General features: G+C 62.4%; 8 protein-coding genes. 4 read left to right on the forward strand and 4 right to left on the reverse strand.

Annotated features, from left to right (window positions below; genetic code table 11):
• Positions 1 to 11: 11 nt before the first annotated feature.
• Complete coding sequence (locus tag ACLD1Y_RS00190) at positions 12 to 395, forward strand: hypothetical protein (protein WP_429474411.1); 384 nt, start codon at positions 12 to 14, stop codon at positions 393 to 395.
• Here ACLD1Y_RS00190 and pbpC read toward each other — a convergent pair.
• The 3 genes from pbpC to ACLD1Y_RS00205 form a co-directional block, all read right to left on the reverse strand.
• Complete coding sequence (gene pbpC / locus ACLD1Y_RS00195; RefSeq protein ID WP_429474413.1) at positions 392 to 2689, reverse strand: penicillin-binding protein 1C; 2298 nt, start codon at positions 2687 to 2689, stop codon at positions 392 to 394. The two genes, ACLD1Y_RS00190 and pbpC, sit on opposite strands and share 4 nt — an antisense overlap.
• On the reverse strand, positions 2670 to 8477 hold the full coding sequence (locus tag ACLD1Y_RS00200; RefSeq protein ID WP_429474415.1) for an MG2 domain-containing protein: 5808 nt from the start codon (positions 8475 to 8477) through the stop codon (positions 2670 to 2672). Before ACLD1Y_RS00200 ends, pbpC begins: the two co-directional genes overlap by 20 nt.
• Before the next feature lie 98 nt (positions 8478 to 8575).
• Positions 8576 to 9469, reverse strand: a complete 894-nt coding sequence (locus tag ACLD1Y_RS00205) for a LysR family transcriptional regulator (protein ID WP_429474417.1) — start codon at positions 9467 to 9469, stop codon at positions 8576 to 8578.
• 128 nt (positions 9470 to 9597) lie between these two features.
• Between ACLD1Y_RS00205 and ACLD1Y_RS00210 the strand changes: the two genes are divergently transcribed.
• The 3 genes from ACLD1Y_RS00210 (at position 9598) to ACLD1Y_RS00220 (ending at position 13543) form a co-directional block, all read left to right on the forward strand.
• On the forward strand, positions 9598 to 10509 hold the full coding sequence (locus ACLD1Y_RS00210) for a dihydrodipicolinate synthase family protein (RefSeq protein WP_429474419.1): 912 nt from the start codon (positions 9598 to 9600) through the stop codon (positions 10507 to 10509).
• 65 nt (positions 10510 to 10574) lie between these two features.
• A complete protein-coding gene (locus ACLD1Y_RS00215) occupies positions 10575 to 11891 on the forward strand; it encodes an MFS transporter (RefSeq protein WP_429474421.1) in 1317 nt (438 codons plus the stop codon).
• 71 nt (positions 11892 to 11962) lie between these two features.
• Positions 11963 to 13543, forward strand: coding sequence for an aldehyde dehydrogenase (NADP(+)) (locus ACLD1Y_RS00220; RefSeq protein WP_429474423.1), 1581 nt, complete (start codon positions 11963 to 11965; stop codon positions 13541 to 13543).
• A 141-nt stretch (positions 13544 to 13684) separates the two neighbouring features.
• On the opposite strand, the gene ACLD1Y_RS00225 is transcribed toward ACLD1Y_RS00220, so the two are convergent.
• A complete protein-coding gene (locus tag ACLD1Y_RS00225) occupies positions 13685 to 14617 on the reverse strand; it encodes a phosphatidate cytidylyltransferase (protein WP_429474425.1) in 933 nt (310 codons plus the stop codon).
• Between the last annotated feature and the right edge of the window lies 1 nt (position 14618).

Below are 14618 nucleotides of genomic sequence, written 5' to 3' on the forward strand. Positions count from 1 at the left end.
ACGTTACGTCGATGCCATCTTCCTTTTCCCTGCTCGGCGAGCGTTTGCATAATCGCCGGTTTGCGGTTGTCAGCAACTCACAAGGGTTATCCGGTTCTGGCACGGTGTTTCATTACCTTGTCGACGGTGATGCTATTTCCAGCACTTACCAAGGCGGCCGAATCCGTATCGGCACGCAAGTCGGTCGCGTGACCGGCGCCGATACCATTGAGCTGTTATTTCAGTGCCTGACACTGGACGGTGAGTTGCTGTCCGGTTGGTCGCGCGGCACGGTGGCTGTGGATAAATCCGGCTGTACCAGCCTGAGCTTTGTATGGGGGTGGTTGTCGGGCGCGACAGGCGGTGGAGAGTCGAATTATGTTGAGATTGCTGAGCGTGATTGCCACTTCCCCTAAGGCACAAACTCCACCCGCAACCCCCTGCCCGCACTGCGCCCCTGATCATCACTGACCCGCAATCGGTACTCTCCCGATTTACCCGGCCGCCAGTTCAGTGTGGTTTGCGGGGTTCCCTGGCCGATCAGGGTTTGATCGGCAAACCAGTACAACGTGGTCGCATCGCTGGCCGCGTTGGCGTTGAGCGGAATGCTTTCCTGCGGCTGGGACAGGCGCAGTTGGTAGCTCACCTGGGTCAGCGGCGAGCGGATCTGCGGCGCCTCGCTCTGGTCGCTGATGCGGTTGGGTTGGCAGTTCTTCATCACAGTGGGCGGCGTGCGGCGTGGCAGGCCGGCAGCGCGGTACAGGCGCTGCACATCGCTGGGCCAGAACTCAAAGACTTCTTCACGGGTGTATTGCGCCTCGAACGGCGGGCACGCGGCTTTGCCGGTGCGGGTGTCGATCAGCACCGGGCGGTGCAGGTTGGACACGCGAATTGGCGACACGCCGGGGATGTACCAGGTCTTGCGGGTTTGCGGGCACCAACGGTTGGGCAGCTCACCGGACGCTGTGCACACATCAATGCGCACCAGTCCGGCGGGTGGCTTGTCGGGCTTGATCACCACATTGGGCAGGGCCAAGGGCAGGGCGTCGGCGATACGAAAGAACAACGGCGCGGCGGTCTTGGCGCCGATAAATGCCGGGTTCGGCCGCCCATCGAAATTGCCTACCCACACCACCAACACGTACGGGCCCACCAGCCCTGCACTCCAGGCGTCGTGAAAACCCCACGAAGTGCCGGTCTTCCACGCCGTGCGCCAATGCCGGCCGGGTAAACCATCCGGTCGCGGGTTGCGACGAAGCATGTCGCGCACCATAAATGCGGATTGCGCCGTGAGCAGTTGCACGCCTGTGGACTGCGGCTGCTCCTGCAAGTAGCGCAAGGGCCGCAAATGGCCGTCACCGGCCAACATCACATACAGCCGCGCCAGTTCCTCAGGGGTCATCTCGCCGCCACCAAGGGCCAGGGCCAGGCCGTAGTGGCTCTCGTCTCGCAGGCCTTTGATGCCGGCGCGTTGCAGCAAACCGTATAAAGACGGCGACTTGACCTGGCTGGCCAACCACACCGCCGGAATATTGCGACTACGGATCAACGCATCCCGTGCTGTCAGCGGGCCGACAAAACTGCCGTCGAAATTTTCCGGCTGGAAGTAGCCGAAGTTACTCGGCAAGTCCTTGAGGATGCTCATGGGGTGGATCACCCCTTGGTCCAGCGCCAGCCCATACAAAAACGGCTTGAGGGTCGACCCCGGCGAGCGTCGCGACAGCACGCCATTGACCTGGCCGTGGATGCTTGTGGATAAGTAATCCGCTGACCCCACCAGCGCCTTGACGCTCTGGTCGCGGCTGTCGATCAGGATCGCCGTGGCGTTTTCCACGCCAGTGCTGCGCCGCTCGGCGATAAAACCTGTGATCAGCCGCTCAAGCAATTGCTGCAAGGGCAGGTTGAGGGTGCTGTTGAGCTCGTTGCCGGGTTGGGACGCCAGCAGTTGCTCGCTCAAGTGCGGCGCCAGAAACGGAATCTGCTGGCGGTTGCGCGCCTCCAGAGGCAAGTCCAGCAAACTGTCGTTACGCGGGTCTTGTGGATAAGTCTCGCGCCAGTCCGCCATCAAGCGCAGCCGCGCGTTTTGCAGCGACGGCCCGAAGCGCGCACGCCGCCCCGGCTGCTGCGGAATCACCGCCAGCGCCAGCGCTTCGGACAACGACACCTGCGCCGCCGACTTGCCAAAGTAGATGCGGCTGGCCGCTTCGGCGCCTTCGATATTGCCGCCCATGGGCGCCAGGTTCAGGTAGGCCTCAAGGATGTCGTGCTTGCTGTAGCGCGCTTCCAGCCACAGGGCCAAGGCCATTTGCTGCAACTTGCCGGGCACCTGGCGGGTGTTCAAATCCCACAGGCGTCGCGCCAGTTGCATGCTCAGGGTCGAGCCGCCCTGGCGCTGACCGCCGCTGTAAGTGGCCAGCGCTGCGCGCAGCAACGCCGGGGGATTGATCCCCGGGTGCCAGTAGAAATTGCGGTCTTCCTTGAGCAACAAGGCTTCGACCAGTGAAGGCGATATTCGCTCAAGCGGCAGCCAGAGGCGGTATTGGCCGTCATCCGCCAAGGTCATGCGCAACAGCGAACCGTCGTCGGCCAACACCACCCGTGACGAAGTGACCGCCTGCTCCAGCGGCGCGTGGGGCCACAAGCGCAAGCCCGCCAACACTACCGCCGCTGCAAGCAGCGGCGTCAGGCGCTTAAGGCTTTGTAATTTCAAGCTGGCCTACTTTGCCGCGCCCTTGCAGGGTGGTTTCGTACATGCCTTCGGCGTAGGCCGGTGGCGTATTGAAGGTGCCCGCGTTAGTGGCACGCACGCGGTAGACGAAAGTGCCTACGTCCCGCAGTGCAGTGCCGTACAACACCACGCGATCATCTCGCACGTCCACGTACTCCGGCTGCCAGGTGCTCAGCTCGATTTCGCCGATGGGTGCTTGCCATGTGTCTTCTTCCTGGCGGTCCTCTACGTATTCGGACTCTTCGCCTTCGCCCTCACTCTCGTCAGTACTGGCGGCTTCCGGCTCCGGCGGCAAGTTATACACAGGCTCAACGCCACCCGGCAGCAAGTCGACCACGGCCACTTGCTGCACTTGATCGCGGTCGGTGGCGCGCAGACGCAAGCGCACCAGGAACTCTTCGCCCACGGCGACTTTGCTCACCGGCTCGCCCTTAAGGTCGAGGTATTCGTGGATGATCTCCAGCCCATTGTTGATCGGCTTGAGCTTGGTGCCCTTGTCGAAACCGGCTTCGCTGAGCATGTAGAACGCGGCAGGGCCATCGGATTTTTCCATCACCAGCTTTTGCGTGGCACCCGGCACCGCCGCGCGTGGCGGTTGGCCGGCCATGTCCAGCAACTGCTGCTGTTTGTCACCCAGCCAGGCCGTGGCCTTGAGGGTCATGTCGCTTTGCGCCCGCTGGCCATAGTTGTCCAGGGCCCGCAGCAACAGCGCCGCCGACAACGAGTTGTAACGCTGCTCGTTGAGGCGCTTACCGAGTTTATCCAGCAGCGCCGTGGGCACATCGTCCATCAACTCCGGGAAGTGCCGCGCCAGCAGGTGCAGGTGTTCGGCATCGTGCACCAGCGGGTCGTAGTACAGGCCATCGCTGTCCCACTTATCCACAAGGGCGCGCCACGGGATTTTGCGGAACAAGGTGTCGGCCTGGCGATCCTGCTTGAGCAACTTGTAGCTGGCGGCCAGGTACGCGGCGCCCAGGTCGTTCTGCCAGGTGTCCTTGAAGTAGCTCTCGTAGCGCTCGCGGATATCGCTCAAGGCGCCGCTCACCAGAATCCCCTGACGGCTCAAGAGGTAACTGGCGTAGGCGCGGTTGCGCAATTCCGACAGGCCTTCACTCGGGCCGTTGGCCAGGTCTGTCAGATAGGCATTCGAGCGCACCAGCAGATCTTCCGGCACCGGCAGGCCACGTTCCTTGGCTTCGATCAGGAAGTCGGTGGCATACAGGCTGGCGTACGGCGCCACGTCCGGGTTGGCCGCCCACAAACCAAAGCCGCCGGCCTGGTTCTGGCGTTGGCGCAGCATGCGCACCGCGCTGGCGAAGGCTTGCTCGGCTTCGGGTGCGTTGCCGCCCCAGATCAAAGCGGGCATGGCCTTGGACACCAATTGCTCGGTGCAGGCGTAGCCGTAGTCATCCAGGTAATGCTTGAGGCCGTTGGCCCACACCAGCGGCGAGGCCGCCACGCCCAATTGCACGTCGCGCAGTTGGCTGAACAGCTCGCGGGTGGGTTTGAGCTCTTTGCTGGCGCTGTCGAAGCGGCCCAGGCTCAAGGCTACGCGGTGTTCGCTCAACGGCCGGATCGAGGTGGTTTCCGCCACCTGGATGCGCTTGCCGTTGGGCAGTACCGCGACAAAACGCAGGTCCGCAGAACCCAGGGTATCGCCGACCTTGATCTTGAACTCGGCGGTGCCTTCCTTGCGCGGTTGCAACGACAGGGTGCTGCCCTTGTCGCCCTGCACCTTGAGGCCGTCGCTGGTCTGCACTTCAAACTTCACGTCGGCCGCCGCATCGAGGTTGCTGAACACCCCGGCGCTGACGTTGAACACATCCCCCGGCGCGACAAAGGCTGGCACGTTCGGCGTGATCACAATCGGCCCACGCACGTCGGTGTTGGCTTCGCTCACGCCCACACTGTCGCTGTCCACGGCCACCGCGAACAGGTGCAGCTTGCCGTTGAAGTTGTCTGGCACCTGGTAATGCAGCACGGTTTCACCGGCCGGCAAGTCCACCAAACCCGACCACCACGCCACCGGCGGCTGATGTTTGCGCTTGAACGGGTTGAGGTGATTGGCCAGGGCGCCTTCGGTGTCGCCACCGGGCGCTGCCCCACTGAGCAGGCGGCTGAATTCCGGCAGGATCAGGTCAAGGATCTGACTGGTACCGACCTCCAGCGCGCGCTTCTGGAAGAAGAAGCCCAGCGGGTCCGGCGTTTGGTAGCGCGCCACTTGCAGGATGCCTTCGTCCACCGCATACACCACGGCGCGGCCCGGACGGTCGGCGTTGACCTTGATGTCGAGCATTTGCCCCGGCTCGATCTTCGCCGGGCCTTCGACGTTGAGCGCCATGCGCCGCGCATCCAGGTTGATGCCAAAGGGCACCACGCCGTAGGACAGCGGGCTCATATACACCTCGGCCGAGCCCGTATCCCGCACAAACTGCACGTTGACGTAGGCATTGCCCTCAAGGCCTGCCGGCACGCGGATATGTTGCACGCTGTTGGTGCTGTCGGCCTTGAACCACTGCTGGGTGTAGACCTTGTCACGCTCGATGGTGATCAAACCGGCGCCGGTGTAAGGCGCGCGGATGCTGATGGCGATCTCATCACCGGTGGCATAGCTGCGTTTATCCAGGCGCAGTTGCAGCTCGGCGTTGCGCTCCAGGGAGCGCGAGGTGTTGCCGCGCCCGGCCACGCTGTAGTCGATCTGGTTGAGCAGGTTGCCGTTGGCGTCCTTGAGTTGCAGGGTGAAATCCCCCGGTGTGGCGGTATTCAGGCTCTGCTTGGCGCCGTCCACGGTCATCGCCAGCGGTGAGGCCGGTTGGCTGATGTTCTTGATGCGCGACTCGTACTTGTAGGTGCCGTTGGACTGCTTCACCAACACCGACACGTAGCGATGCTCGACGACTTCAGTGGTCAGACCGTCCACGGGCAGTGGCGAAAGGTCCGGCGCGACGGCCAGCCATTGCACTTGGCGCGGTGCATCCTTGGCAACGTACGACAGCGAATCCTGACTTTTCACACCCACCAGATAGGGCGCGGACGACACCAGCAAGGCACTTTGCGCCGCCACATTGCGACCGCCCTCGGCTTCAAACACCTGGGCCATCACTTGCAGGCGGTAGGTGCTGTTGGCAAAACGTTGCAGGTTCAGGTCGAGCACCGCCTGGCCGTTATCGTCGGCGGTGGTTTCGGCCAGGTCTTCGGTGCTGGCGTCTTCCAGGCCATCGTTAAGGCGGAAGCGATAGTCGGGGTAGCGGTCGAACGCCGCGAGGGTTGGGCTCAGGGACATCTTCGCCGTGACCCGACGCCCGGACGCCGGAGCACCGAACAAATGCATCGCGGTGACTTTGGCCACCACTTGGTCGGGTGCAATCCAGCCCTGCACAGGGGTGTCGTGCAGGCTCAGGCTGACCTTCATGCGGTCGGGCTCGAAGTCGCGCACCTTGAAGCTCACGCTGCCCAGGTCGGTGCGGGTCTGCTTTTGGCCAATCAGCTGCAACGTCGCGGTGTAGTCCCCGGCGGGGGCCACTTCACTGCTTTGGAAGTCAAAGGTTTCAAAGCCGCTGGCGGACAGCTTCAGCGGTTGGCGAATCACTTCCAGGCCACGCGGGTCGGTGATTTGCAGCTCCACCGGCAGGCCTTGCAGGGCCCCTTTCCAGTTGCCGCTGCGCACGATCATGCCCAAGTGCGCGGTTTCACCCGGGCGGTACAGGCCACGGTCGGTAAACAGGTAGGCGCTGAGGCGATCAATCGCACCGTCTTCTTCCAAACCGCCTACGTCGAAGCGCGACAAATCCAACTGCTGGGACTGACGGGCAATGGGCAAGAACGACTGGTCATTGCCACGGGTGACCACATACATCAGCGGCGTTTTCTCACGCCGCAGTTCATCGAGCTTGGCGAAATGCGCGTGGCCTTCGCCATCGGTGCGGCCGCTGCTGACCGGCAGACCGTTGCGGCCGATGATGTCCACCTGTGCGTCGGCCACCGGCGAGCCGTTACCGATGGACTGCACGTACACATCATGGCTGCCGTCGCTGGAGCGCTTGGCGATGATGCCGAGGTCGGTCACCACGATAAACCGCAGGTCGCTGGTGCTGCTGCGGTCGTACTCGAAGGTGCGCTCGGCCGGGTCATCCTGGGGGCTGAGCTTGAGTACGAAAATACCGCGTCGGCCGCCGTTGGCAGTGAGGTAGTGGCCCAGGTCCACGTTGTCGTAGACGGTTTTGGCCGGGTCATTGGACGACAGTGGAATATCCAGCGACTGCCGCTCGACCATGCGGTCGAAATACTCGTTACCGAAGTTGGGCCGGGCAAAGCTGCCGCTGCTCTGGTCCACCAGGTGTTGCAGCTGGTTGGGCAGCAGGCGGGCGATTTCTACGTGGGCGCCGGGCACGCCACGGGCCATGAAGCCCAGGCGTTTTTCGCCATTGAGGCTGAGCAATGCGCCGTCAGACAGGAACTGCAACGTGCGCGGATACGCCGGCATGCTGATGAGCGACGCCGTAGGATTCTTCGCCAGGTAGCCGCCGATGGCTTCCAGGTTGGCCGGAACGCGCACGTAAATGGCACGGCCAGCCGGCGCCTTGAACTTGAAGGCATGCAGGGTGTTCAGCGGTTCGACGCTGGGCACATGGGTCAGGTTGACCTTGGTGCTACGGGCGAGCAGAGCGTCGTCAATGTCGTTGCTGCTGTAGGGGCGGGTATCGTCTTGGGCTTTTTCCGGCAGCAACCAGGCCTGCACCTTACCGGCGATGGTGTCATCGGCTACAGCGCTGGAACTACTGAACATCAGCACCGGCTCCGGCTCGCCACGTGCGTTATCGACAAAACTCACTTCGGCGCTGGTAAAGGTCAGGCGATAACGACCGGGCACGGTCACTTGCGCCACCAGCGGCGCGGTGCTGGCGTTGCCGCCGTCGCGGGCCTTGAGGCCTTCGTCGAGCTTGGCGGTGACCGGCGTGCTTTCCAGCGGTGTGGCCAGGGCGGCGGAGCGCACGTAGGCGTTGAGCTTTTTCTCGTCGAAGGTGATTTCCGGGCGGTTGGGCAACTGCGCGTCGCGGTAGGCCAGGCCTTTGTCGAGGGTGACTGACACGCGCTTGCGTAGGCTGTCTTCATCCACCGGGTGGGAAAAATGGAAGGTGGCCACCAGCTGTTTCAGCGTCGGGTTGGACGGGTCTTGATACAGCTCGCTTTGCCCCAGGGTGGCGCGGAACGTCTGGGTCGAAAATTGGCTGCTGTATTGGCTGAGCAGTACGCCATCGGCCAGCAGGTTTTGCTTGGCCAGGTCCAGGGTGTAACCGGCGTCGACTGGCCAGTCTTTTTCCGGCACGAACAGCAAGGTGCGGTCGTCGGACCAACGCCAGGTACCGGCCACGTTGGGCTTGAGGCTGATGCCTTCGGTCACCGGCTTGCCAATCGCCGCCAGGGGCGCCACGGACTCGGCGAAGCGTACCTGCACGTTATCCACCACCGGCGTTGGCTGGGTGTAATCGGTCAGGTTCGGCTTGTGCAGGGAATAACCCACGGTGTGGGGTTGTGGCAGGTGGGAATACCACTGCCAGCCATAGAACCCAGCGGCCGCCAAAAGTACCAGGCCCAATACACCGGCGCCGGTCTGACGCGGATACGCACGGGCCTTGTGGCCCAGGTTCGCAACGCCACTGCCTATGGCCCGCAGCCAGAACGGCGGACGCCACTGGCCAAAGACGGCCCCCACCACAGTCGCTAACGCACCGGCAATACGGCGGCTGATCGCTTTGAACGAGTCGAACATGGTGAGCATCCCTGGCTAAGTGCGGCGTATCTTACACGCGTCTTTGATACAAAAGATGACGCCGACAGGCCGTAAAGCGGGGATGTGTGTGCGGCCCCTCACAAGGTGGTTTGAAACAAGCCTTTTACATATTCGCGAAAGTTGGCCACCAGCGGATCAGTGTCGCCCTTGCGCCAAGCCAGGTGCAGTTCGGCGTGGGCGCCGCCTAGTTCGATGGGTTTGAACACCACCTGTTCGGAGGGCAAGTGCTGGGCGGTGCTGGGCACCAGCGCGATGCCCATGCCGATATTGACCAGCGAAAGAATGGTGTGGGTCTGGTACAGGTATTGGACGTAGTGGGGCTCGACGCCCGCTGCGCGAAACAGCCCTGAGAGCAGCTCAAACGAGTATCGGCCCTCCGAGGGCGAATACATGATGAAGGGCTCACGGTCCAAGTCGCGCACGGTGAGGTGTTCGCGCTGGGCCAGGGGGTGGCCGACGGGGAGAGCCAGAGTGAACGGGTCGCGCAGCACGCAGGTGGTTTCGATGCCGGCATGGACTTTATCCGGGCGGATCAGCCCCAGGTGCAGGCGATTGGAGAGCAGGGCTTCTTTCTGTTCGGGAGTGGACATCTCCTTGAGCACCAGGTCGACGTTTTCAAAGGTGCGGTAAGCGCCGGACACAACCTCGGGCAGCACCTTGAAGCGCGCTGCCGATATAAAGCCCAGGCTGATGCTGCCAGCCTCACCGCGCACCGTGCGCCTGGCAGTGAGCGCGGCGGTTTCGCAGCGCAGCAGGATGTCCTCGGCTTCGGGCAAAAAAGCCCGGCCGGCGGGCGTTAACTGCACCGACCGGCGGGTGCGCGCGATCAGCATCACCCCCAGGTCATGCTCCAGCGCCTGGATCTGCCGGCTCAGCGGCGACTGGGTCATGTTCAAGCGTTGAGCGGCCTTGCCAAAGTGCAGTTCGGTGGCCACCGCGACAAAGCAGCGAAGTTGAATCAGCTGGAACATGATGCAAATCCTGCATTAGTTGATGCCGATTGAGCGTTGGAGAGGAATAAGTGCCACTGATTAGACTGAGTACCGTGTGCTAAATCAAGGGATGCGGCACCGTCAGGCCACTCTTCAGGAATACCTCAATGACAGTGACAACTACTTTGCGTGCCGCGCTGGACGGGATCTCCGGGATCCTCGTGACACCCTTTGATGCCCAGGATCAAATCGATGGCCCGCGCCTCAAGTCGATTGTCGACCACGCTATCGACGCCGGTGTGCATGCACTGGTGGCCAACGGCAATACTGGCGAGTTCTACGGGCTGAGCCTGGCGGAAGCCAAAGACATGGCCCAGATCGCCGCGGCCCATATCGACGGCCGGGTTCCCTTGATCGCCGGTGTAGGACGCAGCATTGGCGACGCGTGCGATCTTGCTAAAAACGCAAAAGAAGTCGGCGCCTCGGCGCTGATGATCCACCAGCCGCCAGACCCGTTCTCGGCGCCCCGTGGGTTTATTGATTATGTGAAGCGCGTGGGCGCGGCCAGCGGCGGCTTGCCGTTGATTCTGTACCTGCGCAACGAAGCCATTGGCCTGGCCGCGATTGAAGAACTGTGCCGGCTGCCCCAGGTGATCGGGGTCAAGTGGGCCTCGCCCACGCCGATGGTACTGGCCGAGGCGATTCGCCGGACTGCCGATTTGGATATCGCCTGGGTCGGCGGCTTGGCCGAGACCTGGGCGCCGCCGTTCTACGCCGTCGGCGCACGCGGTTTCACCTCGGGACTGATTAACGTCTTCCCGGCGCGTTCGGTGGCTATTCACAACGCACTGGAAGCCTCGGACTACGCCACGGCGCGCACGCTGATCAACGACATGTTGCCGTTTGAAGAACTGCGCGCCGAAGAAAACAACGGCACCAACGTGACTGTGGTGAAAACCGCTTTGCAGATGATTGGGCATGACTGTGGTGCAACCCGTCCGCCGTCCGCCTGGCCGCTGACCGCCAAGGCCAAGACGCACTTGAACGACCTGCTAGTGGGTTGGGAGTTGGTGCCTTAACCGACCTGGATCTTCACCGGTTTCAACTTGTTTCCCGCGAAAAAAAATAATATCGGAGAGCGCTCGTGGAAAGTTCTAAAGACCTGACCAAGCTCAGGAAAATACAACGCGTCAGTTTATTCCTGCTGGTGATCAGCGTGACGGTCAGCACCATTGACCGTGCCGCACTGTCGGTGGCCAATCCGCTTATCCGCGAAGAGTTCGGACTCTCCGTGGCTGACATGGGTTATCTGCTGTCGGCGTTTCTGTGGGCCTACGCATTGGCCCAACTGCCTATCGGCACCCTGATTGACCGCTACGGCCCGCGCTGGGTGCTGTCCATCGGTTTGGCCGTATGGTCGACCGCCCAGGCGTTGTGTGGCCTGGTGACCGGCCCGGTGCAACTGTTTGCCGCCCGCGCGTTGTTGGGGGCCGGTGAAGCGCCGCAGTTTCCATCCGGCGCACGGGTGGTGCGCGACTGGTTCGCCATCAAGGAGCGCGGTACGGCCACGGGGATCTTCCTCAGTGCCTCGTACTTGGGCACGGGTCTGGCCGCGCCCTTGCTGACCTTTTTGATGCTGTCGTTCGGTTGGCGCTGGATGTTCATCGTCATGGGTGTGGTGGGCTTGGTGGTGGCGGTGCTGTGGAAGTGTTTCTACCGCGAACCCGAGCAAGTGCAGCTGTCCCAGGCCGAGAACGAGCATCGCCTGGATGGCAACGTTAAGCCCACCACCAACCGCGTCACCTTTGCGCAATGGCGCAGCCTGTTCCGCAGCACCACCACTTGGGGCCTGGTGATCGGTTACTTCGGTGTGATCTATGTGAACTGGCTGTTCAATACCTGGCTGCCAGGCTACTTGCAGATGGAACGCCACATGACCTTGGAAAAGGTCGGCTGGGCGGTGGCCGTGCCTTACACCTTCGCGGTGTGCGGCGCACTGTTTGCCGGGCGTTTGACCGACTGGCTGACCCGTCGCGGTGTCAGCCTGATCAACAGCCGCCGTATTCCGGCCAGTTGCTTCTTGCTGGTGCAATTTGCCTTGATCGTGATGGTGACGTTCATTCCGGATAACACCCTGGCGCTGGCTTGCCTGTCGATGGCGATGTTCTGCGGCACAGCGGCAACCACCACGGCCTGGGCCATGATCAGTGCGCTGTGCCCGTCCAGTTGCACCGGCTCCATGGGCGCCCTGCAAAACCTGGGGGGTTACACCGGCGGTGCGTTGGCACCGGTGATCACTGGCTTGATCGTGCACAACACCGGCTCATTCACCCCGGCCTTGTTTACCGGCGCCGGCATGTCGCTGATGGCAGCGGTGGTTTATCTGTTCTTTGTGCGCTCGCCGGTAACGGTCGATGACGTCGAGACATTTACCAACGTTCAGCCTGCCAAGTCGGCTTAAAACCCACTCACTACTAATAAGCGCCCCGACTCACTCATCGGGGCGCTTTCGAGTCTTTTAGGAGTCACGCCATGCTGACCATTCTGGGTCAAAACTTTATCAACGGCGCCCGCAGTGCCCTGGGTCAATCGCTGCATGTCAGTCTGGACGCCACCACTGGCGAAGTGCTGCCTTACGCGTTCTACCAGGCCACGGAAGATGAAGTGGATGCTGCCTGCTGCGCTGCCCAAGACGCGTTCTCGGTGTACCGCCAACTGAGCCCGGCGCGCCGTGCCGAATTTCTTGACGCCATTGCCGATGAACTCGATGGCTTGAATGACGATTTCGTCGCCATCGTCTGCCGCGAAACCGGTCTGCCTGCGGCCCGCATCCAGGGTGAACGCGGGCGTACCGGTGGCCAGTTGCGGCTGTTTGCCCAAGTGCTGCGTCGCGGTGATTTTCTGGGGGCGCGCATTGATCTGGCGTTGCCGGAGCGCCAACCTCTGCGGCGTGCCGATATTCGTCAATACCGCATCGGCGTCGGCCCGGTGGCGGTGTTTGGCGCGAGCAATTTCCCCCTGGCCTTCTCAACGGCCGGTGGCGATACCGCCTCGGCGCTGGCGGCGGGTTGCCCGGTGGTGTTCAAGGCCCACAGTGGGCATATGGCCACGGCTGATGTGGTCGCCAACGCCATCACCCGCGCGGCTGAGCGCACCGGCATGCCTAAAGGTGTGTTCAACATGATCTTCGGCAGCGGCGTAGGCGAAGGTCTGGTCAAGCACCCGGCCATTCGCGGCGTTGGCTTCACCGGCTCGCTGACTGGTGGCAACGCGCTGTCGCGCATGGCGGCAGAGCGCCCGGACCCAATCCCGGTATTTGCCGAGATGTCGAGCATCAACCCGGTGATCATCCTGCCGGGCGCGCTCAACGCCCGCAGCGCAACGGTGGCCAAGGAGCTGGCCAATTCGGTCACCATGGGCGTGGGCCAGTTCTGCACCAAGCCTGGCCTGGTAATGGGCGTGCGTTCGGCGGCATTCAGCGCCTTTCTCGATGAGCTCAAAGTGCAAATGGGCGCCCAACCGCCCCAGACCATGCTCAATGCCGGTGGCCTGAAAAGTTACATCGGTGGCGTCGAACACCTGGGCGCCCACCCCGGCGTGGCGCATCTGGCGGGCCAGGCCCAAGGTAAAAAGCACGCACAGGCGCAGCTGTTCAAGGCGGATGTGAGTTTGCTGATCGACGGCGACGAACTGCTGCAAGAAGAAGTCTTCGGCCCTGCCACCGTGGTGGTCGAAGTCGCCGACGACGCCGAACTGGGCCGCGCCCTGCTGGCCCTGCGTGGTCAACTCACCGCCACCCTGATCGGTGAGCCATCGGACCTTGAGCAGTACCAGTGGCTGGTACCGCTGCTGGAAGAAAAGGTCGGGCGCATCCTGGTCAATGGCTACCCCACCGGCGTCGAAGTCTGCGATGCCATGGTGCATGGCGGGCCTTACCCGGCCACCTCCGATGCTCGAGGCACTTCGGTGGGCACCTTGGCCATCGACCGCTTCCTACGCCCGGTTTGCTACCAGGACTACCCGGACGCGCTACTGCCCGAAGCCCTGCGCAACGCCAACCCGCTGGGGTTGCGGCGGTTGGTTAACGGAGAGTGGAGCAGCGCGGTGTTTTAGGTTTCACCGAAAACCCTATGTGGGAGCGGGCTTGCTCGCGAAAGCGGTGTGTCAGCCAACCTATCAAGTGGCTGAACCACCGCTTTCGCGAGCAAGCCCGCTCCCACATTTTGATCTTCACCAGGCTTCAATACAGAGGGCTCAGGTCCACCAGAAACGCACAAGGTGGAAGAAAATCGGCGCGGCAAAACATACCGAATCCAGCCGATCCAGCATGCCGCCATGCCCTTCGATCATATGCCCCCAGTCCTTCACGCCGCGGTCGCGCTTGATCGCTGACATCACAATGCCGCCGGCAAAGCCCAGCAGGTTGATCAACAGTGCAATCAAAAACGACTGCCACGGGTTGAACGGGGTGGTCCAAAACAGCGCGGCGCCGATCAGGGAGGAGAGCAGGATGCCGCCGACGAAGCCTTCCACGGTTTTGGACGGTGACAGGTTGGGCGCAATCTTGTGTTTGCCGAACAACTTCCCACACACGTACTGAAGCACGTCCGACAGTTGCACCACGATCACCAGGTAGGCAATCAGCAACAGATTGCGACCTTCATAGCCGGGGATGTCGAGGGTGAGCAGCGCGGGCACGAACGACACGCAGAACACCGCGATCATCAAGCCCCACTGCACTTTCGAAGCGCGCTCCAGGAAGTGCGTGCTGTCGCCACCCAGGGACGCGAGGATCGGCAACAGCAAAAACACGTACACCGGGATAAAGATCGAGAACAACCCGTACCAGTCCGAATAAATCAGTAGGTATTGCAACGGCAGCGCCAGGTAGAACGCCGCCACCAACGCCGGGTAGTCGCTGCGCCGCGTTGGGGTGAGGGTGAGGAATTCGCGCAGGGCGTAGAACGACACCGCGTAGAACAGCAGGATCACTGCGCCGGTGCCGAGCCAGAAGGCAATGCCGATCACCACCACCATCACCCACCAGGCGTTGATGCGGGCGTTGAGGTTGTCGATCACCGCGTTGGGCGTGCCACGGGTGCGCAGCTTGAGGATCAGGCCGATCAGCGAGGCGAGCACCAGGATCGCGCCGATGCCGCCGAACAGCATTATGGTCTGGCTGTGCATA

Origin of the sequence: Pseudomonas sp. 18175 (assembly GCF_050432925.1) — a bacterium.
GTDB lineage: Bacteria > Pseudomonadota > Gammaproteobacteria > Pseudomonadales > Pseudomonadaceae > Aquipseudomonas.